The organism is Streptococcus mitis (assembly GCF_905187495.1).
In the GTDB taxonomy this organism is placed as follows: domain Bacteria; phylum Bacillota; class Bacilli; order Lactobacillales; family Streptococcaceae; genus Streptococcus; species Streptococcus mitis_CU.
This window is the reverse complement of sequence record NZ_CAJJIB010000089.1, coordinates 1-24,150: the sequence shown is the minus strand read 5'-3', so window position 1 is coordinate 24,150 and position 24,150 is coordinate 1. Positions and strand designations below refer to the sequence as shown.

Annotated in this window: 17 protein-coding genes; all 17 read left to right on the top strand. The window is 39.4% G+C overall.

Annotation, left to right across the window (positions count from 1 at the left end):
* Positions 1-59 precede the first annotated feature (59 nt).
* Complete coding sequence (locus JQ843_RS05495) at positions 60-1,424, top strand: amino acid permease (protein WP_070479450.1); 1,365 nt, start codon at positions 60-62, stop codon at positions 1,422-1,424.
* A 101-nt stretch (positions 1,425-1,525) separates the two neighbouring features.
* Entirely contained in the window at positions 1,526-1,936 is a 411-nt protein-coding gene (locus JQ843_RS05490; protein WP_203213098.1) for a GNAT family N-acetyltransferase, read from the top strand.
* A gap of 418 nt (positions 1,937-2,354) precedes the next feature.
* The gene (locus JQ843_RS05485) at positions 2,355-3,200 is read left to right on the top strand and encodes an ABC transporter ATP-binding protein (protein WP_203213097.1); all 846 of its coding nucleotides are present in this window, start codon (positions 2,355-2,357) and stop codon (positions 3,198-3,200) included.
* A gap of 15 nt (positions 3,201-3,215) precedes the next feature.
* On the top strand, positions 3,216-3,944 hold the full coding sequence (locus tag JQ843_RS05480; RefSeq protein ID WP_049543346.1) for an ABC transporter permease: 729 nt from the start codon (positions 3,216-3,218) through the stop codon (positions 3,942-3,944).
* 383 nt (positions 3,945-4,327) lie between these two features.
* Positions 4,328-4,537 carry a helix-turn-helix transcriptional regulator gene (locus tag JQ843_RS05475; RefSeq protein ID WP_001107500.1) on the top strand — a complete coding sequence of 70 codons (210 nt, stop codon included), beginning with the start codon at positions 4,328-4,330 and terminating at the stop codon, positions 4,535-4,537.
* On the top strand, positions 4,527-5,015 hold the full coding sequence (locus JQ843_RS05470) for a DUF6773 family protein (protein WP_203213096.1): 489 nt from the start codon (positions 4,527-4,529) through the stop codon (positions 5,013-5,015). Before JQ843_RS05475 ends, JQ843_RS05470 begins: the two co-directional genes overlap by 11 nt.
* 115 nt (positions 5,016-5,130) lie before the next feature.
* Positions 5,131-6,591 (top strand): nicotinate phosphoribosyltransferase, encoded by a 1,461-nt coding sequence (locus JQ843_RS05465; RefSeq protein ID WP_203213095.1) that lies wholly within the window; start codon positions 5,131-5,133, stop codon positions 6,589-6,591.
* Positions 6,588-7,412 (top strand): ammonia-dependent NAD(+) synthetase, encoded by an 825-nt coding sequence (nadE, locus tag JQ843_RS05460; protein WP_203213094.1) that lies wholly within the window; start codon positions 6,588-6,590, stop codon positions 7,410-7,412. Before JQ843_RS05465 ends, nadE begins: the two co-directional genes overlap by 4 nt.
* 156 nt (positions 7,413-7,568) lie before the next feature.
* Complete coding sequence (locus JQ843_RS05455; protein WP_203213093.1) at positions 7,569-8,117, top strand: GNAT family N-acetyltransferase; 549 nt, start codon at positions 7,569-7,571, stop codon at positions 8,115-8,117.
* Positions 8,118-8,284: 167 nt separating this feature from the next.
* Positions 8,285-8,995 carry a thiol-disulfide oxidoreductase-associated membrane protein CcdA2 gene (gene ccdA2 / locus JQ843_RS05450; RefSeq protein WP_203213092.1) on the top strand — a complete coding sequence of 237 codons (711 nt, stop codon included), beginning with the start codon at positions 8,285-8,287 and terminating at the stop codon, positions 8,993-8,995.
* A gap of 13 nt (positions 8,996-9,008) precedes the next feature.
* The gene (locus tag JQ843_RS05445) at positions 9,009-9,572 is read left to right on the top strand and encodes a redoxin family protein (RefSeq protein WP_203213091.1); all 564 of its coding nucleotides are present in this window, start codon (positions 9,009-9,011) and stop codon (positions 9,570-9,572) included.
* A gap of 9 nt (positions 9,573-9,581) precedes the next feature.
* Complete coding sequence (msrB, locus tag JQ843_RS05440) at positions 9,582-10,694, top strand: peptide-methionine (R)-S-oxide reductase MsrB (RefSeq protein ID WP_203213090.1); 1,113 nt, start codon at positions 9,582-9,584, stop codon at positions 10,692-10,694.
* 70 nt (positions 10,695-10,764) lie between these two features.
* On the top strand, positions 10,765-11,502 hold the full coding sequence (locus tag JQ843_RS05435) for a response regulator transcription factor (RefSeq protein ID WP_004261873.1): 738 nt from the start codon (positions 10,765-10,767) through the stop codon (positions 11,500-11,502).
* A complete protein-coding gene (locus tag JQ843_RS05430; RefSeq protein ID WP_203213089.1) occupies positions 11,499-13,190 on the top strand; it encodes a cache domain-containing sensor histidine kinase in 1,692 nt (563 codons plus the stop codon). Before JQ843_RS05435 ends, JQ843_RS05430 begins: the two co-directional genes overlap by 4 nt.
* Before the next feature lie 114 nt (positions 13,191-13,304).
* A complete protein-coding gene (locus JQ843_RS05425) occupies positions 13,305-13,868 on the top strand; it encodes a TIGR01440 family protein (RefSeq protein WP_000659517.1) in 564 nt (187 codons plus the stop codon).
* Between the two features lie 2 nt (positions 13,869-13,870).
* The gene (locus JQ843_RS05420; RefSeq protein WP_203213088.1) at positions 13,871-19,777 is read left to right on the top strand and encodes a ZmpA/ZmpB/ZmpC family metallo-endopeptidase; all 5,907 of its coding nucleotides are present in this window, start codon (positions 13,871-13,873) and stop codon (positions 19,775-19,777) included.
* A 321-nt stretch (positions 19,778-20,098) separates the two neighbouring features.
* A partial coding sequence (locus JQ843_RS05415) for a sialic acid-binding adhesin (protein ID WP_203213087.1) occupies positions 20,099-24,150 on the top strand: 4,052 nt, incomplete at its 3' end.

The following is a 24,150-nucleotide window of genomic DNA, read 5'->3' as shown; positions in this document are numbered from 1 at the left end:
GCTTCCTAGTTTGCTCTTTGATTTTCATTGAGTATAAATTAAATTGAATTGGAGACGTTATGAGTTCAAAGAAGAAAAAAAATAAGATGGAGCGTGGTCTGACCAATCGTCACGTGCAGGTTATGGCCATTGCTGGAACAATCGGAACAGGACTCTTTTTGGGAGCAGGTCGCTCTATCAGCTTAACAGGTCCTTCCATTGTACTGATTTATATGATTACTGGGGCTTTCATGTTCCTCATGATGCGTGCGGTTGGGGAAATGCTTTATCAGGATCCTGAGCAACATACCTTTATTAACTTTATCACGCGCCATTTGGGCAAGGGCTGGGGTTATTTCTCGGTTTGGTCTTACTGGCTATCCGTTGTCTTTATCGGTATGGCGGAAATCACAGCCATCTCTCACTATGTTCAGTTCTGGTTTCCTAGCTGGCCAAGTTGGATGATTGAGATTGGATTTTTGACCATTCTAGCCTTGGTCAATCTGATTGCGGTGAAGCTCTTTGGGGAAGTTGAGTTTTGGTTTGCGATGGTCAAGATTGTGGCTATTTTAGCCATGATTGCCACAGGAGTCTTTATGGTCTTGACAGGCTTTAAGACACCTCATGGAGTAGCAAGTTTGGCTAATATTGCTGACAATTTCTCCCTCTTCCCTAATGGTGGAGTGAACTTTGTCATGGCCTTCCAGATGGTTTTCTTTGCCTACCTCATGATTGAGTTTATCGGGGTCACAACTTCTGAAACCAAGAATCCGCGTCAGGTTTTGCCAAAAGCCGTTAAGGAAATTCCTTTGCGTATCGCCTTTTTCTACGGTGGTGCCCTCTTAGCCATTATGGCTATCATTCCTTGGCGTGAGCTTGCCTCTGCTGATTCACCTTTTGTTACAGTATTTGAATTGGCCGGTATCAAGTGGGCGGCAGCCTTGATTAACTTCGTCGTTTTGACATCAGCAGCATCTGCCCTTAACTCAACCCTTTATTCAACAGGTCGTCATTTGTACCAGATTGCCCATGATTCGCCAAATCCATTCCTAAAAGCAATCAAGGCGGATACCCTTTCTCGCCATAATGTGCCACAAAATGCCATCATCGCTTCAGCAATCTTGATTGCCCTAGCTGCCTTTATCAACGTCTTGCCAGGAGTTTCGGATGCCTTTGCCTTGATTACAGCCTCATCATCAGGTGTCTATATTGCTATCTATATCTTGATTATGGTGGCTCACCTCAAGTATCGCAAGTCACCAGACTTTATGGCGGATGGCTATCTTATGCCCCATTATCGTTTCCTAAATCCGTTAACCATGCTCTTCTTTGCCTTTGTCTTTGTAACCCTCTTTTTGCAAGAGTCTACATTTGTAGGAGCAATTGGATCAGCTATCTGGATTATCGGTTTTGGTATTTACAGCCAGTGGAAATTTAGAAAATAGATTAAGGACTCATCAACTCAGGTTGGTGGGTTTTTTCTAGTTTGACAGTCTATTGAAATAAGACTATAATACAAGCTGTAACAGTGTTTGAGGAGGTTTAGATGTACTTTAGATTGGAAAATAAGGAATCCCATAAATCACAAGAAATAGGGAATCTGATTCGTGTTTATAACCGTTCAAAAAGAGAAGAAGCTGAAAGTGAGCCACTTAATCTTTATGTCGAAGATGAAAAGGGCAATCTCCTGGCAGGTTTGATAGCAGAGACTTTTGGAAATTGGCTAGAAATCGAGTATTTATTTGTAAAAGAGGAACTGAGAGGGCAAGGAATCGGTTCAAAACTATTGCAGCAAGCAGAAACTGAAGCCAAGAATCGAAACTGTCGTTTTGCTTTTGTCAATACTTACCAGTTTCAAGCTCCAGATTTTTATAAAAGGCATGGCTACAAGGAAGTCTTTGCTTTGCAAGACTATCCCTACACAGGAAAAAGATTTTATTACCAAAAGAATCTGTAAGGTGAGTATGAAGGTATAATACGAAGAGAGACTCACACATAAGTATGGAGTTGGACTGATGGATATAATATTGGATATAGGTAATGTTTAAGGAGATTCTCGATAAGTAGCAGCTATAATCTACAAATTGTGTCTTTCTAGACGATATGGAGGACAATACAAACACACATTGGGAATCAAGGTCTATCAGATTAAGAAAAGAAGTGATGTCATCGAAATTTTGAAATCCTATATTTAGACTCAAAACTCTCTATCTTTTTGTGTTAGAGAGTTTTTTTGTTAATAAAATATTACAAAAAGACATTTATATATTGCATTATGTTAGATATATGATATAATGATGTTGAAAAGAGGCGCAACTTTTTAAAATTAATGAGAATCAAAGAGAAAACCAAGAATATTAATGGAGGAATAAAAAATGGAAGTTATAAATGTAAATAAGCATTATGGTCATTCAATCATTCTCAAAGATATAAATTTTGCACTTAATAAGGGTGAAGTTGTTGGTCTAGTAGGGAGAAACGGAGTTGGCAAGAGTACATTGATGAAAATTCTTGTTCAGAATAATCAACCGACTTCAGGGAATATTATAAGTAGTGATAATGTTGGGTATTTAATCGAAGAACCAAAATTATTTTTATCTAAAACAGGTTTAGAGAATTTAAAATATTTGTCAAATTTATATGGTGTTGACTACAATCTAGAAAGATTTGGAAGTTTGATCCAAGAGTTAGATTTGACTCAGTCTATTAATAAAAAAGTAAAGACCTATTCTTTGGGTACAAAACAAAAATTAGCTTTGCTTCTAACTCTTGTTACGGAACCTGATATATTGATTTTAGATGAACCGACTAATAGTTTAGATATTGAATCATCACAAATAGTTTTAGCGGTTCTAAAAAATTTAGCTTTACATGAAAATGTGGGAATTTTAATATCGAGTCATAAATTAGAAGATATTGAAGAAATTTGTGAAAGGGTTCTTTTCTTGGAGAACGGGCTTTTGACATTTCAAAAAGTAGGAAAAGATAGTCATAATTGCTTGTTTGAGATAGCTTTTTCATCAGCTACAGATAAAGTCATTTTCCTTACCAAACAAGAATTTGGGGATATTGTTCAGGAAGAGGGACTGAGAATTACTATGTCTGGGACTATTCAAAGTAGTGAGCTTTTTAAATTTTTTAACGAAAACTCTATTAAAGTAGTTGATTTTGAAACTAAAAAAGAGACGCTTAAAGATATTTATCTAAATCGTTCAAAATAAAGGAAGGATATAATCATGAAATTAAATAAATTGAATTTTCTTAAGGAAAATATAAGGGATTTATATTCATCAGGCGTAATATATCTTGGTTTGATTATCTCGTTTATACCGCCGATATTGGTTACATTCTTTATTCTAAAGACTCAAGGGACATCGCTTGGTATTAAGCATATTTCAAATTTTTATGCTATGCTCGGTATGTTAATGGCTGTTATACATGCTAACCGAATTATTAGCAGGGATTTTTCTAACAATACGATCAGTTTATTTTATAATCAAAAGAAAAATCGGATGATTTACGTCTTGTCTAATTTTCTATATGCCATCTCAGTTTCTATTATTTATGCTTTGAATGGCATTGTGCTACTAGTCATCGTATGTAAATTGGGTGTTCCAGGTGATTTAGGATTAGATTTTATAGTAGCTATTGTAGTCAATACAATTTTGTTAGTCCTATTTTATTTTCTATTATCTTACATTTTCTATTTATACAAATTGAAAAGTGGCTTGATATTTGGTATTTTAGTTGCTTTACTACTCTTTATCCCTAATATATTAAATACGATTATGATGAATACTAGTAATGATTTGTTTATCAAAGCAATTGAACTTCTTCCTTTTTATTCTTTACCTGTATTTGTGGCTTCAAATACGATGTCTATTAGTCAGTATCTTGTGGTAATCACTACAATCATTTTATTGTACTTTTTCACTCTCAAGAAAAGCAAGAAGTATTCATTTTAGTTTCGTTTAGTATTATTTTGCATACTTAAAACCAGCAAAAAATCAGTCATCTTGGTATGCTCCTTCTCTTGCTGTTCACCACGTTTTTGACTTATACTAGACTCATTTCCAAAAGCATTATATAATAGTAATATGAAACCAACTAAACTAAACAAGAAGTACAAGCAATAAAAACTCGTTTAAAAGATTCTACTAAAGCTAATACTAAACAAAAATAAAAGAGTAAACTAGGAAGTTTATTTCAAACAATCCAACATACTGATTTTAGGTTGAAGATAATATTGGAGTGCTAATTAATGAGGTTATAATAAATAGCTGACAGCTTGTGTTAGTTTTGGATTTTTTAAGAGTAGATGAGTATTAAAACTATAAGGAGGACGCAGGTGGCTAAAAATTTAAAATTAAAATTAGCTCGGGTTGAGCTTGATTTAACTCAAGGTCAACTGGCAGAGGCTGTTGGTGTGACACGCCAGACTATTGGTTTGATAGAGGCAGGGAAATACAATCCCAGTCTCTCGCTCTGCCAGTCCATTTGCAGATGTTTAGGGAAAACCCTAGACCAATTATTTTGGGAGGAAGAAGATGGTAAATAAATTTATTCATTATCAATTACTTGACGAAAGAGAAGAACAACTAATCAATAAAGCTGGGGCAGAGTCTTTTACCCTCTTCATTGGGCTTGTGCTTCTAAGCTATTTGGTGGCAGTGTTGGCTCCCTCTCTTTTTAATCCGAATTTTCTAGTGTATACTCTGATAGTAGGAATTTTCTTCTTTTTCAATCGTGCCCGTTATCTGGGAGTGACCTACTATAGTCGTTTTCATTTTACGATTTTGGGTTGTTTTTTCCTAACCTTGGCTATTACGACTCTTTTGATGTTGCAGAATTATCAATTCAACATAGAAATTTATCAGCACAATCCTTTGAACCTTAAATACTTATCTGCTTGGGTCATTACTTATCTGATTTACCTTCCTTGGGTTTTTATCGGTAATCTCGGCCTTAAAAGTTATGGTGAATGGGCTCAGAAAAAGTTTGAAAAAGATATGGATGAACTGGAGAGTGGAGAATAGCTTGTTACTTTTTTCTCAATCCACCTAAAATGTGATATAATAGTATTAATTTATTGGAATACATGAAAGTTTTTGAAAATTTTCATGTGTTTCTAGCTAAGGAAGTAGGAAAAGTATGTATCCAGATGATAGTTTGACATTGCACACGGATTTGTACCAGATCAACATGATGCAGGTTTACTTTGACCAGGGGATTCACAATAAAAAGGCGGTCTTTGAGGTGTATTTCCGCCAACAGCCTTTTAAGAACGGCTATGCGGTTTTTGCTGGTTTGGAAAGAATTGTGAGTTATCTTGAAGACCTGCGTTTTTCAGATAGTGATATCGCCTATTTGGAGTCGCTGGGCTATCATGGGGCATTCTTGGACTATCTCCGCAATTTCAAGTTGGAGTTGACCGTTCGTTCTGCCCAAGAAGGGGATTTGGTTTTTGCTAATGAACCGATTGTGCAGGTGGAAGGCCCTCTAGCCCAATGTCAGTTGGTCGAAACGGCTCTTTTGAATATTGTCAACTACCAGACCTTGGTGGCGACTAAGGCAGCTCGTATTCGTTCAGTCATTGAAGATGAACCTTTAATGGAGTTTGGGACACGTCGGGCTCAAGAAATGGATGCGGCCATCTGGGGAACACGCGCAGCGGTCATTGGTGGTGCCAATGGAACTAGCAACGTGCGTGCTGGTAAACTCTTTAATATTCCTGTTTTGGGGACCCATGCCCATGCCTTGGTACAGGTTTATGGTAACGACTATGAGGCCTTCAAGGCTTACGCTGCGACCCACAAAAACTGTGTCTTTCTTGTAGATACCTATGACACCCTTCGCATCGGTGTACCAGCTGCCATTCAGGTGGCGCGTGAGCTGGGTGACCAGATTAACTTTATGGGTGTGCGGATTGACTCTGGGGATATTGCCTACATTTCCAAGAAAGTTCGTCAGCAATTGGACGATGCTGGATTTACAGAGGCTAAGATTTATGCTTCAAATGATTTGGACGAAAATACCATCCTCAACCTCAAGATGCAAAAGGCCAAGATTGATGTCTGGGGTGTGGGAACCAAGCTGATCACAGCCTATGACCAGCCAGCTCTTGGTGCAGTTTATAAGATTGTGGCTATTGAAGATGAAAATGGGAACATGCGCAATACGATCAAGCTGTCAAATAATGCTGAAAAAGTGTCTACACCAGGTAAGAAGCAGGTGTGGCGCATTACCAGTCGTGAAAAAGGCAAGTCAGAAGGAGACTATATCACTTATGATGGCGTAGATGTTGCCAGCATGACAGAAATCAAGATGTTCCATCCGACTTATACCTACATCAAGAAGACGGTTCGTAATTTTGACGCTGTTCCTCTCTTGGTGGATATCTTTAAAAACGGGGAATTGATATACAAGCTGCCTAGCTTGACTGAGATTCAGGACTATGCTCGTAAGGAATTTGACAAGCTTTGGGATGAGTACAAGCGCGTGCTCAATCCGCAACACTATCCAGTGGATTTGGCGCGTGATGTATGGCAAGATAAGATGGACTTGATTGATAAGATGCGCAAGGAAGCCCTTGGCGAAGGAGAAGAAGAATGAGTTTGCAAGAAACGATTATCCAAGAACTGGGTGTCAAACCAGTGATTGATGCCCAGGAAGAAATCCGTCGTTCTATTGATTTCTTAAAGAGATATCTGAAAAAACATCCCTTCCTAAAAACCTTTGTACTAGGGATTTCTGGAGGACAAGACTCAACCTTAGCAGGACGATTGGCTCAACTGGCCATGGAAGAACTGCGAGCAGAAACGGGAGATGACAGCTACAAATTTATCGCTGTCCGCCTGCCTTATGGAGTGCAAGCTGATGAAGCAGATGCTCAAAAAGCCCTAGCCTTCATTCAGCCAGATATCAGTTTAGTGGTGAATATCAAGGAGCCTGCAGATGCTATGACAGCTGCAGTTGAAGCGACAGGTAGTCCTGTTTCAGATTTTAACAAGGGCAATATCAAGGCACGTTGCCGTATGATTGCTCAGTATGCCCTTGCTGGTTCCCATAGCGGAGCGGTCATTGGAACAGACCACGCCGCGGAAAATATCACAGGTTTCTTTACCAAGTTTGGTGACGGTGGTGCGGATATTCTCCCTCTTTACCGCCTCAATAAACGCCAAGGAAAACAACTCTTGCAGGAACTTGGTGCAGACCCAGCACTTTATGAAAAAATCCCAACAGCAGACCTAGAAGAAGACAAACCAGGCCTAGCTGACGAAGTAGCCCTCGGAGTCACCTATGAAGAGATTGACGACTACCTAGAAGGCAAAACAATTAACCCAGAAGCCCAAGCAAGAATCGAAAACTGGTGGCACAAAGGCCAACACAAACGCCACCTACCCATCACCGTATTCGATGACTTTTGGGAGTGAAAACCTCCAGTGGAGGTTTTCAGCCTCTCACCTTGAAATAAGAAAACGAGGAAGGTCCAGTGGACCTTTTTAGAGTATTACCTGGAAATTCAAAAGCAAAGTAAATCTAAATTGAGGTTGGACATAGAATCATCTATCAGAAAGTGAGGTAGCGTCATGAAAGCAATCGGTACGCAAATATTACAGACAGATCGTTTAATCTTGCGAAGATTTGTGGAAAGTGATGCAGAAGCTATGTTTCAGAATTGGGCTTCATCTGCTGAGAATCTAACCTATGTCACCTGGGATCCCCATTCTAATGTCGAAATCACTCGAAACTCGATTCGAAATTGGGTTGCCTCCTATGCTAATCCCAACTATTACAAATGGGCCATTTGTCTCAAAGAAAACCCAGGGCAAGTGATCGGGGATATCAGTATCGTTGAGATGGATGAGGAAGATTCAAGTTGTGAAATTGGCTATGTGCTAGGCAAGGCTTACTGGGGACATGGGATTATGACAGAAGCCTTGAAAGCTGTCTTGGACTTTTGTTTTACTCAAGCAGGTTTTCAAGAAGTCAAGGCACGTTATGCCAGTCTTAATCCAGCTTCAGGTCGTGTCATGGAGAAGGCTGGAATGTCCTATCTAAAGACTATTATCAATGCTATAGAGAGAAAAGGCTATCTTGCGGACCTTATTTATTATCAGATAAGTAGGGAAGACTAGTGAGTTTTCTTTTCAGTTTCCATCAAAGTCAGACTTTGTCTGGCTTTTTTTTGCAACATTTTTTACATAACCTGATTAAATTCCTATTTTTCCCTATCATTGTCCCTGTTTTTTCTTGAGTTTTGGGGCTATAATAGTCCTATCAAATCAAAGAATGGAGGAAGGCGATGGATAATATAATCTTTTTTATTAGTGTGTTTCTTGCTGGAATTCTTTCCTTCTTTTCTCCTTGTATCTTACCCTTGTTACCTGTTTATGCAGGGGTCTTGTTGGATGACAAAGATGGTGCTCAGACTTCTAGCGGAAAAATTTCAATCTCAATTGTCAGTTTAGTGCGAACTTTGGCCTTTATAGCGGGTATTTCTTTTATCTTTATCTTACTAGGCTATGGGGCTGGTTTTTTAGGCAATTTACTGTATGCTTCTTGGTTTCAGTATGTGACGGGTGCGGTTATCATTCTCTTGGGCTTGCACCAGATGGAAGTCTTACATTTTCAGGGGTTCTACAAGGAAAGAAGGCTACAATTACAGAGACAGGGGCAAAAGGGTAAGGGCTATAGTCAGGCATTTTTACTGGGGTTGACCTTCAGTTTTGCTTGGACGCCTTGTGTGGGGCCGGTTCTTGGCTCTGTTTTGGCCTTGGCGGCTTCAGGTGGTTCAGGAGCTTGGCAGGGAGCTGGTCTCATGTTGATTTACACGTTGGGCTTGGCGCTACCATTTTTGGCTCTAGCTCTCGCCTCCAGCTATGTTTTGAAACATTTCCGAAAACTCCATCCTTATCTCGGAACCCTCAAAAAAGTGGGTGGTTTCCTCATTATCGTGATGGGAATCTTGGTGCTTTTGGGAAATGCTTCCATTTTGACTACATTATTTGAATAGAGAGGAAGAAGAAATGAAAAAATGGCAAACATGTCTCCTTGGAGTCGGCTCAATCTGTTGCTTGACAGCCTGTTCTGCTAAAAATATGTCAGACGAAGCTACTATGAAGGAGCAAACCAAAACAGAACAAGTCAGTTCACAAACTGCTACTAAAGGTCAGGCAGTTGCTGATTTTGAACTAACGGGAGTAGACGGCAAGACCTACCGCTTGTCTGATTACAAGGGCAAGAAGGTCTATCTCAAATTCTGGGCTTCTTGGTGTTCCATCTGTTTAGCCAGTCTTCCAGATACGGATGAAATTGCTAAAGATGCTGGTGATGATTATGTGGTCTTGACAGTGGTGTCTCCTGGACACAAGGGGGAACAAGCAGAAGCAGACTTTAAGAACTGGTACAAGGGATTGGATTATAAAAATTTCCCAGTTCTAATTGACCCGTCAGGCAAACTTTTGGAAAGTTATGGTGTCCGTTCTTACCCAACTCAAGCCTTTATAGACAAGGAAGGAAAGCTGGTCAAAACGCAACCTGGTTTTATGGATAAGAATATGATTTTAAAAACATTGAAAGAAATGGGGTAGAGAAAGATTATGAATGATAAAGTAAAATTGTTTGTTTTGGCAGGAATCTTTTTCCTAGCCATAAGCGGTTTCTATTTTCTATTGATGCGAAATGCAGGGCAGTCAGATAGCTCTCAAATTGAGAAAGCATCAGTTAGCCAAGGAGGAAAAACAGTGAAAAAAACAGAAGTGAGTAAAGATGCAGACTTGCACGAAATTTATCTGGCTGGAGGTTGTTTCTGGGGAGTGGAGGAATATTTCTCACGTGTTCCCGGGGTGACAGATGTCGTATCAGGCTATGCAAATGGTAGAGGGGAAACAACCAAGTACGAATTGATTAACCAAACAGGTCATGCAGAGACTGTCCATGTTACTTATGATGCCAAACAAATTTCCCTAAAAGAAATCCTACTTCATTACTTCCGCATTATCAATCCAACCAGCAAAAATAAACAAGGAAATGATGTGGGGACCCAGTACCGTACCGGTGTTTATTACACAGATGACAAGGATTTAGAGGTGATTAACCAAGTTTTTGATGAGGTGGCTAAGAAATACGATCAACCTCTAGCAGTTGAAAAGGAGAACTTGAAAAATTTTGTAGTGGCTGAGGATTACCACCAAGACTATCTCAAGAAAAATCCAAATGGCTACTGCCATATCAATGTCAATCAGGCAGCCTATCCCGTCATTGATGCCAGCAAATATCCCAAACCAAGTGATGAGGAATTGAAAAAGACTTTGTCACCTGAGGAGTATGCAGTTACCCAGAAAAATCAAACAGAACGAGCTTTTTCAAACCGCTACTGGGATAAATTTGAATCTGGTATCTATGTGGATGTGGCAACTGGCGAACCTCTCTTTTCATCAAAGGATAAGTTTGAGTCTGGTTGTGGATGGCCTAGTTTTACCCAACCAATCAGTCCAGATGTTGCTACTTACAAAGAAGATAAGTCTTACAATATGACACGCATGGAAGTGCGAAGCCGAGTTGGAGATTCTCACCTTGGCCATGTCTTTACAGATGGGCCTCAGGACAAGGGTGGCTTGCGCTACTGTATTAATAGTCTCTCTATCCGCTTTATTCCCAAAGATCAAATGGAAGAAAAAGGCTACGCTTATTTACTAGATTATGTTGATTAAGAGGGATTTCCTAAGCAGTTAGAGGAGAATTTTGCTATACTGATACTAGTAAGTGACAAAGGAGAGAAGCATGACCTACACAATCTTAATCGTAGAAGATGAATATCTGGTAAGACAAGGCTTGACTAAACTGGTCAATGTAGCAGCCTACGATATGGAAATCATCGGTCAAGCTGAAAATGGAAGACAGGCTTGGGAATTGATACAAAAGCAGGTTCCAGATATCATTTTAACCGATATCAACATGCCTCAGCTAAATGGGATCCAGTTGGCCAGTCTGGTCCGAGAAACCTATCCTCAGGTGCATTTAGTCTTTTTAACAGGCTACGATGATTTTGATTATGCCTTGTCTGCTGTCAAACTAGGTGTGGATGATTACCTACTCAAGCCCTTTTCTCGTCAGGATATCGAGGAAATGCTGGGGAAAATCAAGCAAAAGTTGGATAAGGAAGAGAAAGAAGAGCAGTTACAAGATTTATTGACTGATAAGTTTGAGGGAAATATGGCCCAGAAAATCCAGTCCCATCTGGCTGATAGCCAATTTAGTTTGAAGAGTTTGGCCAGTGACTTGGGTTTTAGCCCGACTTATCTGAGTTCTTTGATTAAGAAAGAGTTAGGCCTGCCTTTTCAGGATTATCTGGTGAGAGAACGTGTCAAACAAGCCAAGCTTTTGCTTCTGACAACGGATTTAAAGATTTATGAGATCGCAGAGAAAGTTGGTTTTGAAGATATGAACTATTTTACACAACGCTTTAAGCAGATTGCGGGTGTGACCCCTCGTCAGTTTAAGAAGGGGGAAGGTCGATGAAACGTTCTTCTCTCCTAGTCAGAATGGTTATTTCCATCTTTCTGGTCTTTCTCATTCTCCTAGCTCTGGTTGGGACTTTCTACTATCAATCTAGTTCATCAGCCATTGAGGCTAGCATTGAGGGCAATAGCCAGACGACTATCAGCCAAACTAGCCACTTTATCCAGTCTTATATCAAAAAATTAGAAACCACCTCGACTAGTTTGACCCAGCAGGCAGATGTCCTAACCTATGCTGAGAATCCCAGTCAAGAAAAGGTCAAGGGAATTCGAGATTTGTTTTTGACCATTTTAAAGTCAGACCAGGACTTGAAAGCTGTTGTGCTGGTAACCAAATCTGGTCAGGTCATTTCTACGGATGATAGTGTGCAGATGAAAACTTCCTCAGATATGATGACTGAGGATTGGTACCAAAAGGCTATTCATCAGGGAGCTAAACCAGTTTTAACTCCAGCTCGTAAATCAGATAGCCAGTGGGTCATTTCTGTCACTCAAGAACTTCTTGATGCAAAGGGAGCCAATCTAGGTGTACTTCGTTTGGATATTTCCTATGAAACTCTGGAAGCCTATCTCAACCAACTCCAGTTGGGTCAGCAGGGCTTTGCTTTTATCATCAATGAAAACCATGAATTTGTTTATCATCCTCAACATACAGTTTATAGTTCGTCTAGCGAAATGGAGGCCATGAAACCCTATATTAAGACAGGGCAGGGTTACACTCCAGACCACCAATCCTATGTCAGTCAAGAAAAGATTGCTGGAACTGATTGGACGGTGCTTGGCGTGTCTTCGTTGGAGAAGTTAGACCAGGTTCGGAGTCAACTCATGTGGACCTTGCTTGGAGCCAGTTTCACATCTCTTCTTGCCTGTCTCTGCTTGGTGTGGTTTAGTCTTAAACGCTGGATTGCTCCTTTGAAGGATTTGAGAGAAACTATGCTGGAAATTGCTTCTGGTAATCAGAATCTTCGTGCCAAAGAAGCGGGTGCTTATGAATTGAGAGAGGTGACTCGCCAGTTCAATGCCATGTTGGATCAGGTTGATCAGCTGATGGTAGCTATTCGCAGGCAGGAAGAAACGACCCGTCAGTACCAACTTCAAGCTCTATCAAGCCAGATTAACCCCCATTTCCTCTATAACACCTTGGACACCATCATCTGGATGGCTGAATTTCAAGATAGTCAGAGAGTGGTGCAAGTGACCAAGTCCTTGGCGACTTATTTCCGCTTGGCGCTCAATCAGGGTAAAGATTTGATTTGCCTGTCTGATGAAATTAATCATGTCCGCCAGTATCTATTTATCCAGAAACAACGCTATGGCGATAAGCTGGAATACGAAATTAATGAAAATCCTGCCTTTGATAATCTAGTCTTGCCCAAGCTAGTGCTACAACCTCTTGTAGAGAATGCTCTTTACCATGGCATTAAGGAAAAGGAAGGCCAGGGACATATTAGAGTTTCTGTTCAGAAACAGGATTCGGGATTGGTCATCCGCATTGAGGATGATGGGATTGGTTTCCAAGATGCTAGCGATAGTAGTCAAAGTCAACTCAAACGTGGGGGAGTTGGTCTTCAAAATGTTGATCAACGGCTCAAACTTCATTTTGGAGAACATTACCAAATGAAGATTGATTCTATTCCCTCAAAAGGTACGACAGTTGAAATATACATAAATAGAATAGAAACTAGTTAACTCCCAGTCAATTCTGGGAGTTTTATGCGTAATTGGGCAAGCTTTCTAGGTTGTCTATCTTGCTAAAACGTAGAAAAAACGATATGATAGATAATGACAAAAGAGGTATCAAGTATGAAGGAAAAAGACATTCAAAGAGAAACTAGCCAGATTGTAAAAGATGTATTAGAAAAGGCCAATTTGAAGCAAGGATCCATCTTTGTTTTGGGCCTTTCTTCTAGTGAAGTGATAGGTGGTCAGATTGGCAAGGAATCCAGCCAAGAAATTGGCGAAATCATTGTGAAGACCATCCTAGATATCCTAGAGGAAAAAGGAATTCATCTAGCTGTTCAAGGTTGTGAACATGTCAATCGGGCCCTCGTCGTTGAACGTCAGGTGGCAGAGCAGTTTGGTCTGGAAATCGTCAGTGTCCTTCCTACTCTCCATGCAGGAGGTTCAGGTCAGTTGGCAGCCTTCAAGTTTATGCAAGATCCAGTTGAGGTTGAATTTATCAAGGCTCATGCTGGATTGGATATCGGAGACACTGCAATTGGCATGCATGTCAAGCATGTTCAGGTTCCGATTCGCCCTCTTTTGAGAGAAATTGGGCATGCCCATGTAACGGCTCTTGCTAGCCGTCCAAAATTAATTGGAGGTGCGCGTGCGCATTATCCACAAGATTCTATCAGAAAGTCGTGAGAATGAAAAAAACAAAACAACAACTAGAAAAAATCACCAAATATTCGATTCGTAAGCTAACTGTTGGGGTAGGTCCTGTAGCAATCGGGGCCTTCCTTTTTGGTGCTAGTACTCTTTCAGTAGATAAGGTTCAAGCCAATGAAGTTGGTGGAGCTCATAGCGTTCATTACCGTTATTTGGCGGAGCAGGAATTGACCGAGTCTGAAAAAGCCCTGATTCATCATGAGGTTCCAACAGAATTTCAAGATGAAGATATTCTCTATGTAGTTTATCGCAAGAAGGCAACTACCAGTCAACAACTTCCTTACACAGGAAGTAAGGAACTAGCTTTGGCAGGTCTTGGCTTGGCAACTGCTTCTCTAGCAGTCTTTTTGGTGTCCAAAAAAGGTCGCAAAGAGGTTCTAGGTGTTCTCTTGATTGGTTCTTTAGGAGCCAGTACCTTTGTACCTTATGGGACATTCGCATTTGAAAATAAAGAATTGCTTTCCTATAACCAAACTATTTCGGCCTCTACACATGAAGGTTTGGCTGAAGGGATTATCCACATTGATGGTTATGAATACATCGGATACTTCAAGGAAGCAGAACTCCATCCATCAAGACCAGCTTCAGCTGAGAAGCCTCAGTTGCCAGTAGAAAAGCAAAGTGCAAATGAAATCGAGAAAACAGAAGTAGTTCAAGAAACACCTGCTGTCACTCCCCAACCTGTTGTTGAAAAACCTTTGGCACAAACTCCGGTTGCTCCTGCGGTTGAAGCAAAACCAATTTCTGAGAAGCCTCAGACAAGACAGGAAGAGAGCTTGGTGGAGATTCCGTTTGAAACAGTCACAAATCCAGATGCGAATCTAGCAGAAGGACAGACTCGTATCGTCACAGCTGGAGTAAAGGGTCAGCGTCGCCTTGTAACTAAAGTTTCGATGGTCAACGGTCAAGAAGTTAGAGAAATCATCGAAGACCAAGTAGTCCAAAATCCTGTGTCGCAAGTCATTGCAGTCGGAACGAAGAAAGAGGTACAACCTGCCCCAACTCCAGTACCACAAGCTGAACCAAGTCACCAAGTAGCTAAAGGTACGCAAGAAGAAGGGAAGGTAGGACAAGCCTTAACACAACCAGAATTGCCAGAGCCTCCGGTTGAAGCAAAAGGTACACAAGAAGAAGGCAAGGAAGGCCAAGCTTTAACACAACCAACCTTACCAGAAGCTCCAATCGCAGCAAAAGGGACTCAAGAAGAAGGCAAGGAAGGTCAAGCTTTAACACAACCAACCTTACCAGAAGCTCCAATCGAAGTAAAAGGTACACAAGAGGAAGGTAAAGCAGGTCAAGCTCTTGTACAAGAACAGTTACCTGAGTACAAAGTAACTGAGGGAACCCTTGTTGAAACATCTACTACAGACCTAGACTACAAAACTGAAACGACTGAGGATCCAACCAAGTATACGGACGAAGAAACTGTCGTAAGAAATGGTGAAAAAGGTAGTCAAGTTACTAAAACAACTTATAAAACAGTAGAAGGTGTTAAAACTGACCAAGTTCTTTCAACTAGCACAGAAGTTACCAAGGAGCCTGTAAATCAACAGGTAAGTCGTGGGACAGAACCAATTGAAGGAACTCTTGTAGAAGAAAGTCTTGAAAAGATTCCATTTAAGGAAGTTGTTAAAGAAGATGACCAACTGAAAAAAGGCTTAGAAGTTGTAGCTCAAGAAGGAAAAGAAGGCCAGAAAAAAATCACCAAGACCTTTAATACCATTAAGGGAGTTAAAACAGAGGACGCTCCAAAAGTTACAGAGGAAATCCTTGAGGCACCTCAAGACAAAATTTTGAAACGTGGTACCAAGAGCTTTGAAAAACCAGTATTGACCATCACAGCGGTTGAGCCTAAGGATTTGAAACGGACTTCAGATGTTAAGTATAGTCTAGAAAATCCAAGTAAGGCAGCCATTAAATCTATCACCTTAACTCTGAAAAAAGGTGATGAGATTGTGAAGACATTGAATGTTTCACCAGATGACTTGACAACTACCCTGACAGATTTACAGTACTACAAGGATTATAAACTTGAAACGAAGATGGTTTATGACCGTGGTGAGGGTGATGAGGAAGAAGTTCTGAAAGAAGAACCGCTAAGAATTGACCTCAAAAAAGTTGAAATCAAAAACATCAAAGAAACAAGCTTGATGAGTGTGGACGCTGATGGTAACGAAACAGACACTAGTTTGCTGACAGAAAAACCAGCTGATCTTGCTCCGCTTTATTTACGAGTGACCACTCATGACAATAAAATAACAAGACTGGCTGTTGATAAGATTGAAGAAGTAGAAAAAGACGGAAAAACTTTATACAAAGTTACTGCCAAAGCACCTGATTTGATTCAACGGAATGCTGACAACACGCTGAACGAAGAGTATGTTCATTACTTTGAAAAACAAAAAACACACGAAGGTGATGTATATTATAGCTTTGACGACCTTGTAAAAGCTATTCAAAAAGACCCGACTGGCACATTTAAGCTTGGTAGCAATATCAATGCTGCTAACGTTAAACCAGCAGGAAAATCTTATGTTACTAATGCTTTCAAAGGAACATTGACAAGCACTGACGGTAATAAATTTACCATTAGCAATATGAACAGACCTTTATTCGGTGATATTGTCGGTGGTACTGTTAAAGATTTACTACTTGAAAATGTAAATATCGACATGCCAGGGACTGATAGGATTGCACCGCTAGCGAATGTTATCAAAAATAATGCGACTGTAGAGAACATTAAAGTAACAGGTAACGTTGTTGGTAATAATGATGTATCTGGTGTTATCAATAAAATTGATGGTAGTGGAAAATTAAGTAACGTTGCATTTATCGGTAAAGTACACGCTGCTGGAAATCGAGGTGGTTACTTAACAGGTATCGTCGGTGAAAACTGGAAAGGTATTGTAGAAAAAGCTTATGTTGATGCTGAAATCACAGGTAACAAAGCTAAAGCTGCCGGAATTGTATATTCATCTCAAAACGGTGGCAACAACAATACTTTAGGTAAAGAAGGTACTCTTCGAAACTCTGTAGCAAAAGGCTCTATTGAACTCAAAGAAGCCGTTATGTCTGGTGGACTGCTAGGGACTAACTGGGCACTAGGGGCTATAGAAGACAACATCACTATGATGAAAGTTAAGACTGGTGAAATGGTCTTTGGTCACTCTGATATTGATGCTGATGATTACTTTACATACTCTAGAACGAAGCGCAATTACAGTGTTGAGGGTGTAAGTGAAGGTAAAACAACTTATAATAATTCTAAAAAAATTCCTAGCATAACTAAAGAAAAAGCTGATGAATTAATCGCTAAAATGGGAATCACTGCTGATAAATTTGAAAGCACACTTCCTGTTGAAGATAAACTGAACAATATTGTAAGTAAAGCTAATCAATACAAAAATATTGATGACTACGATGCTTCTCGTGAGCTTGCTTACCGTAACATCGAAAAACTTCAGCCATTCTATAACAAAGAATGGATTGTCAACCAAGGGAACAAGCTTGCAGAAGGTTCAAACTTGTTAACTAAAGAAGTATTGTCTGTAACTGCAATGAAAGGAAATGACTTTGTCACAGACCTTACAGATGCTGACCATATTATGGTTCACTACGCAGATAAGACAAAAGAAATCTTTACAATTTCACCGAAAGAATCTAAAGTGAAACAAGTGAAAGAATACAGCGTGGCTGAATTGGGTGAAGTCGTTTATACACCAAACATGGTTGTTAAAGATCGTACAGATTTAATCAGCGCTATCGAAAGCAAGTTAAGTCCAGTAGAATTACAATCTGATCCGATTTACCAACACTTGGGTAGAACTGGTGGCAACAAAGTCAATGCAATTAAGGATTTGTACTTAGAAGAAAGCTTCAAGTACGTTAAAGATAATCTTAATAAATTCGTTACGAAGTTAGTTCAAAATGAAGATCACCAGCTTAACACTGATGAAGCTGCGAAACGTGCCTTGATTAAGAAAATCGATGACAATAAGGCCGCAGTCCTTCTTGGTTTGTCTTACCTCAACCGATACTACGGAGTTAAATTCGATGACTTTAATATTAAAGAATTAATGCTATTCAAACCTGACTTCTACGGTAAGAATGTTGGTGTGTTAGACTTCTTGATTAAGGTTGGTTCTAAAGAAAGTAACATTAAAGGTGATAGAACTTTAGAAGCTTATCGCGAAACGATCGGTGGAGTTATCGGTATAGGCGAGTTAAACAGTTTCTTAGACTATAATATGCGTCTATTCACAAGTGATACAGACTTAAATGATTGGTTCATAAAAGCAACTAAAGATAATGTATATGTCGTTGAACCAAAAACAACAACTCCTGAATTTGCTGATAAGAAACACAGAGCATACGAAGGATTAAACAACGATGTTCACGGTAAGATGATTCTGCCACTTCTGAATTTAAAAGATGCACATATGTTCTTAATCTCAACATATAACACTATGGCTTACAGTTCATTTGAAAAATACGGTAAGAATACTGCGGAAGAACGCGAAGCATTCAAAGCTGAAATCAATAAAGTTGCTAAAGGTCAACAAAATTACCTAGACTTCTGGTCTCGCTTATCATTAGATAAAGTTCGTAATCAACTGCTTAAGAGCAACAACATGGTACCTACACCAGTACTAGATAACCAAAATTACAAGGGAATCAGCACAGATAAATACGGGCACACTAATAGTGGTAAAGACGTAGCACCTATCCGTGAATTATACGGACCAACAGGTCGTTATCATGCTACTGACTGGCGTATGGGAGCTGTAGCTCGTATTTATGGTAATCCTTATAAGGATGATTCAGTCTTCTTTATGGTTACTGATATGATTAGTGACTTTGGTATCTCAGCCTTCACTCACGAAACGACTCACGTAAATGACCGTATGGTTTATTTAGGTGGTTCAAGACACCGTGAAGGAACTGACTTAGAAGCATTCGCACAAGGTATGTTACAATCTCCTGCTGAAACAAGTCCAAACGGTGACTTTAAAGCACTTGGATTGAACATGGCATACGAACGTCCAAATGACGGAAACCAATGGTATAACACAAATCCAAACGACCTTACTTCTCGCGCTGAAATCGATAATTACATGAAAGGTTTCAACGACACATTAATGCTTCTTGATTACCTTGAAGGAGAAGCCGTAATTGATAAACACAGTAAAGAACTAAATAATGCTTGGTTCAAGAAAGTAGATAAGCAACTTCGTGGAGCTAATACGAAAAACCAATACGATAACGTTAGAGATTTAAATGCAGAAGAAAAAGAATATGATTTAAACTCTGTTAACGACTTAGTAGAGAAAAACTTCATGACTAAACACGGTCCTGGTAATGGTCAGTATGACCCAACTGGATTCGGTTCTGCTTATGTAACTGTACCAATTACCGCTGGTATCTACGGAGGTAACACAAGTGAAGGTGCTCCTGGAGCAATGTCATTCAAACATAACACGTTCAGAATGTGGGGTTACTATGGATATGAAAAAGGATTCTTAAACTACGCTTCAAATATGTTAAAAGCTGAATCTAAAAAAGCTGGTAATGCTACATTAGGTGATGACTTCATCATCAAGAAAGTTTCTGATAACAAGTTCAGTACTTTAGAAGAATGGAAGAAAGAATACTTCAGAGAAGTTGTTGAGAAAGCTAAAGCAGGATTTAACCCTGTTACAATCGACGGTACTACATACAGTAGCTATGGCGATTTAAAACAAGCATTCTCTGCTGCCGTTGATAAAGATAAAGCAACTCTTAAAAATGGATCAGTTAAATTTGATAATACCGTATCACTTAAAGAGAAAATCTTCAAGAAACTTCTTCAACAAACAAATAGCTTTAAAACTTCAATCTTTAAGTAATTTTATTAGTCCTGAAGGGACTGACTTAATCTCAAAAAGGAGAGGCAAGTATGTCTTCTCCTTTTTATTTATGTAGTGATTGACTGTTCATTTACAAGCATAATTATTGAATATATTTATAACTAAAATACTAGAAAATAGATTTTCAAAAAGTAAATGAAATGTCAGGCAGGGCTTTGTTTTATGGGTTTTATTCTAGTTCAAACAACTTGCAAAAATAGCTTAAAAATTATAAAATGAAATATAAAGTAATTTGTAAATACGCATAAAATTCAATATGATATAATGTGTACATAGATAAGAGAAAAGGAAATATTATAAATGAAGAACAAGCTTTCTGATAAGTCCCTTGAGAATCAGAGAAAAGAAAAGATCATGCGTTTCTCCATTCGTAAATATAGTTTTGGTGCAGCGAGTGTAGCGGTTGCTGCCTTTTTAATGTTTTTAGGAAATGGAGCAGTTGCAGCGGATCAATTGAAAGTAACTGAAGAGTCTTCTAGTAGAGTAGAGTTGGCTCAAGAAGGTGGGGATAAGGCTGAAAATCAGAGTGAGTCCAAAATCAGTGAACCGAAAATTACTAAACCAGAACTAGATAAAAGTCAACTTGTAAATTATATTGGTGAAATTGAAGGTAAGATTTCAAGTGGAGCCTACGCTAATAAGACAGAGGAAAGTGTAGCGAGTCTAGCTGCTGAATTGGCTAATGCCAAAGCAACTTTAGCGAGCGCAAGTAGTCAAGAAGAATTGACGAGTGCCTATCAAAAACTGGTTACTACTGTTAACTCAAAATTACGAAATAAGCCGGTTGAGAAAAAAGAAATTGTTTCAACAGATACTACTGAGGGTAAAGAAACAGTTGGTATCAAAGCTGAGAATACTGAAAAACCATCAGAATCAAATGCGATTGAAAATACTGGTGCCAATGATCCGCGTAATGGAAGTGAAATTGAAAAGGATACAACATTCCGTGCAGCTGTCAATCAAGATCCAAAGGTAGACTTTACATTCTCCATACCAGATGAGAAGAAAATCTATATCTATAACGAAGAGCATTTTTCATTAGAAATTCCAGTTTATTCTGAAACTGGAAAAATTCGCTATGCAACGATTAAGAAAGGATCTAGACAAAGATTCCCTAATGTTGCAGGTACAGATAATGACTTGGATGTTGAATTTGGATTTACAGCTACTGTAATAAATCGTGCTGAAACGGCAGGGGTAACATCGGAGGCGAGTCAAGCAAATCCTGCGAAAATTGTTATTACAGGTCGTCCAAACGATATACTGAAAAAACACAGAGATTATACAAAACAAGAAAACCAAACACTTAACGTGGGTACTCGTTATATTCAGGTGGTTGATGATCAAGGTAGAGAGAATCTTAAAAAAGGTGATAGTATCGCAGACCCAGGGTATTTCTACTTAGTGTTAAAATCTCAAGCAAAAAAATACGCCTTAAGATCTCAACCTACAGATGAAAAGATTTCTGTAACTAGTTTGACAAATCCTACAGCAGAAGATTTAAAGAAAATCAAAGATAGTATTCAATTAGAATATTCAACAACAAACGAAGATGCACGATTTGCTGATAAACGTGGAACTTTAGTAGAACACCCAGAGGATGTTATTCAATCGGTTAATATCGTTGGAAATAATATCGTTGTTACATTTACAGATGGTTCTACGAAGACAAAACCAGTAAGTGAAATTGTACAAAAAAATGTTCCACCGGTTGTTAATCTACCGTATTCAAACGAAGCGAACAGAAATATTTATATCTATTCTGGAGAAGAGACAGACCTAACATTCACTGCAACGGATGAGTCTAAGATTAAGGACCTGAAACTTCGAGGTCCTGGTGATATTAACTATAATAATGCAACTAGTTTCGGTTTAGCAGTAGGGAATATTGTTGATAGCGCAGTAACAAGCGGAGCAGGTTCTGTTTCTGAAGATAAGAAGACAGCAACCATTAAAATGACTGGAACAACGAATTTAACTGCTGGGAAAAAATGGACAAGTGTTATCGTTGCAAAAGATGACAACAATGGAGAAAGTGCACCTTTTAACGGAAGAATTAATGCAACTACTAATCCTGCAGAACGTCAAAAAATTGAAGGTTATGTTGAGTTTGTTGTAAAAAATCAAACTACTAAATATGATATTAAGACTCCAGAAGGAACAGTTAGTGTAGTAGATCCAGCGAATGTTACGGATGACGAATTTGAAAAAATTAAAGAAAAAGTAAAAATCGAATACTCTCAAACTAACGATGATGCTAATTTTACTAGCAAGAGAGGACAAGCTGTAGACAATCAGGCGACAAGAATTTCTACGATTACAAAAGATACTAATGGAAATCTTGTTGTGACCTATAAAGATGGTTCAACTGATACAAAACCTTTATCAGAGTTCACAAGTTTAAATAAACAACCTGCAATTGATGCCCTTAACAAGGCTGCTGAAGATAAAATTGCAGAGATTAATGCTAATACAAACGCAACTGCAGAAGAAAAAGCAGCAGCAATCGAAAAAGTTAATGCTGATAAGGCAAAAGCTTTAACAGCAATTAATGATAACTCGGTAACGACAAAAGCAGCATTAGATAATGCGAAAACGTCAGGGACAACTGCGATTAGCAATGATAATCCTGTAGCAACAAAGAAAGATACAGCAAAAGCAGCTATTGATACAGCTTTAAGAGAGAAAGCAGCAGCCATCGATACGAATAACGACTTAACGACAGAAGAGAAGAATGCAGCAAAAGCAGATGCACAGGCAAAAGCGAATGCAGCAAAAACAGCAATCGATAATGCTACAACAAACGTAGCAGTGGACTCAGCCCAAACGGCAGGAACGACAAGTGTAAGTTCAGTAACGCCAACAGCGGTAGCGAAACCAGTGGCTAAGAAAGCAATAGATGATGCACTTAAAGCGAAAGAAGCACAACTTGATGCAAGAAATGATTTAACAACTGAAGAAAAAGAAGCAGCAAAAGCAGATGCACAAGCAAGAGCAACAGCGGCTAAAAATAATATTGATACTGCAACAACAAACTCAACAGTAGATAATGCGAAAACTACAGGCGTTGCTGATGTAGAAAGCGTTAATCCGCAAGCAAGCCAAAAGAAAACTGACGCAAAAAATGCAGTTGATGAAGCGTTAAAAGCAAAAGAAGCAGAGATTGATGCCAATAACGATTTGACTGCTGAAGAAAAATCCAAAGCTAAGGAAGACGCAAAATCCAAAGCAGATGTAGCAAAGCAAGCCATCGACAACGCGACAACAAACGATGCAGTAACTCAAGCTAAAAACGCTGGGGCAACATCAGTAGATTCGGTGACTCCAACGCCGGTAGCCAAACCAGCAGCGAAGCAAGCCATCGATGACGCATTAAAAGCTAAGAATGACGCAATTGATGCCAACAACGATTTGACAGACGAAGAAAAAGTAAAAGCTAAGGAAGACGCGAAAGCGAAAGCAGACGCGGCGAAGCAAGCAATCGACAACGCGACAACAAACGATGCGGTAGAACAAGCTAAAAATGACGGAGCGACAAGTATATCTTCAGTCACTCCAACACCAACAGCTAAACCGGCTGCAAAACAAGCCATCGATGACGCATTGAAAGCAAAGAATGACGCGATTGATTCCAATAACGATTTAACGGCTGAAGAAAAAGCCAAAGCTAAGGAAGATGCGAAAGCCAAAGCCGACGCAGCGAAACAAGCGATCGACAACGCGACAACAAACGATGCAGTAACTCAAGCTAAAAACGCTGGGGCAACATCAGTAGATTCGGTGACTCCAACGCCGGTAGTCAAACCAGCTGCAAAACAAGCCATCGATGACGCATTGAAAGCAAAGAATGACGCGATTGATTCCAATAACGATTTAACAGACGAAGAAAAAACTGCGGCGAAAGCAGAAGCAAAAGCTAAAGCTGATGCAGCGAAGCAAGCAATCGATAATGCAACAACAAACGATGCAGTAACTCAAGCTAAAAACGCAGGAGTGACATCAGTAGATTCGGTAACTCCAACGCCAACAGCTAAACCGGCTGCAAAACAAGTCATCGATGACGCATTGAAAGCTAAGAATGATGCGATTGATGCCAATAACGATTTGACTGCTGAAGAGAAAGCCCAAGCTAAGGAAGACGCGAAAGCGAAAGCTGATGCAGCTAAGCAAGCAATCGATAATGCAACAACAAACGATGCAGTAACTCAAGCTAAAAACGCTGGGGTAGCAAGTGTAGCTTCAGTAAATCCAACAGCGCAAGCAAAACCAGCGGCTAAGCAAGCCATCGATGACGCATTGAAAGCTAAGAATGACGCGATTGATGCCAATAACGATTTGACTGCTGAAGAGAA

Excerpts from the sequence above, each read along its gene's own strand:
- JQ843_RS05445 (WP_203213091.1), top strand. The coding sequence starts at position 9,009 with ATGAAAAAATGGCAAACATGTCTCCTTGGAGTCGGCTCAATCTGTTGC.
- JQ843_RS05495 (WP_070479450.1), top strand. The coding sequence starts at position 60 with ATGAGTTCAAAGAAGAAAAAAAATAAGATGGAGCGTGGTCTGACCAAT.
- JQ843_RS05430 (WP_203213089.1), top strand. The coding sequence starts at position 11,499 with ATGAAACGTTCTTCTCTCCTAGTCAGAATGGTTATTTCCATCTTTCTG.
- JQ843_RS05425 (WP_000659517.1), top strand. The coding sequence starts at position 13,305 with ATGAAGGAAAAAGACATTCAAAGAGAAACTAGCCAGATTGTAAAAGAT.
- JQ843_RS05470 (WP_203213096.1), top strand. The coding sequence starts at position 4,527 with ATGGTAAATAAATTTATTCATTATCAATTACTTGACGAAAGAGAAGAA.
- JQ843_RS05455 (WP_203213093.1), top strand. The coding sequence starts at position 7,569 with ATGAAAGCAATCGGTACGCAAATATTACAGACAGATCGTTTAATCTTG.
- msrB (WP_203213090.1), top strand. The coding sequence starts at position 9,582 with ATGAATGATAAAGTAAAATTGTTTGTTTTGGCAGGAATCTTTTTCCTA.
- JQ843_RS05485 (WP_203213097.1), top strand. The coding sequence starts at position 2,355 with ATGGAAGTTATAAATGTAAATAAGCATTATGGTCATTCAATCATTCTC.
- JQ843_RS05465 (WP_203213095.1), top strand. The coding sequence starts at position 5,131 with ATGTATCCAGATGATAGTTTGACATTGCACACGGATTTGTACCAGATC.
- JQ843_RS05420 (WP_203213088.1), top strand. The coding sequence starts at position 13,871 with ATGAAAAAAACAAAACAACAACTAGAAAAAATCACCAAATATTCGATT.
- ccdA2 (WP_203213092.1), top strand. The coding sequence starts at position 8,285 with ATGGATAATATAATCTTTTTTATTAGTGTGTTTCTTGCTGGAATTCTT.
- nadE (WP_203213094.1), top strand. The coding sequence starts at position 6,588 with ATGAGTTTGCAAGAAACGATTATCCAAGAACTGGGTGTCAAACCAGTG.
- JQ843_RS05490 (WP_203213098.1), top strand. The coding sequence starts at position 1,526 with ATGTACTTTAGATTGGAAAATAAGGAATCCCATAAATCACAAGAAATA.
- JQ843_RS05480 (WP_049543346.1), top strand. The coding sequence starts at position 3,216 with ATGAAATTAAATAAATTGAATTTTCTTAAGGAAAATATAAGGGATTTA.
- JQ843_RS05435 (WP_004261873.1), top strand. The coding sequence starts at position 10,765 with ATGACCTACACAATCTTAATCGTAGAAGATGAATATCTGGTAAGACAA.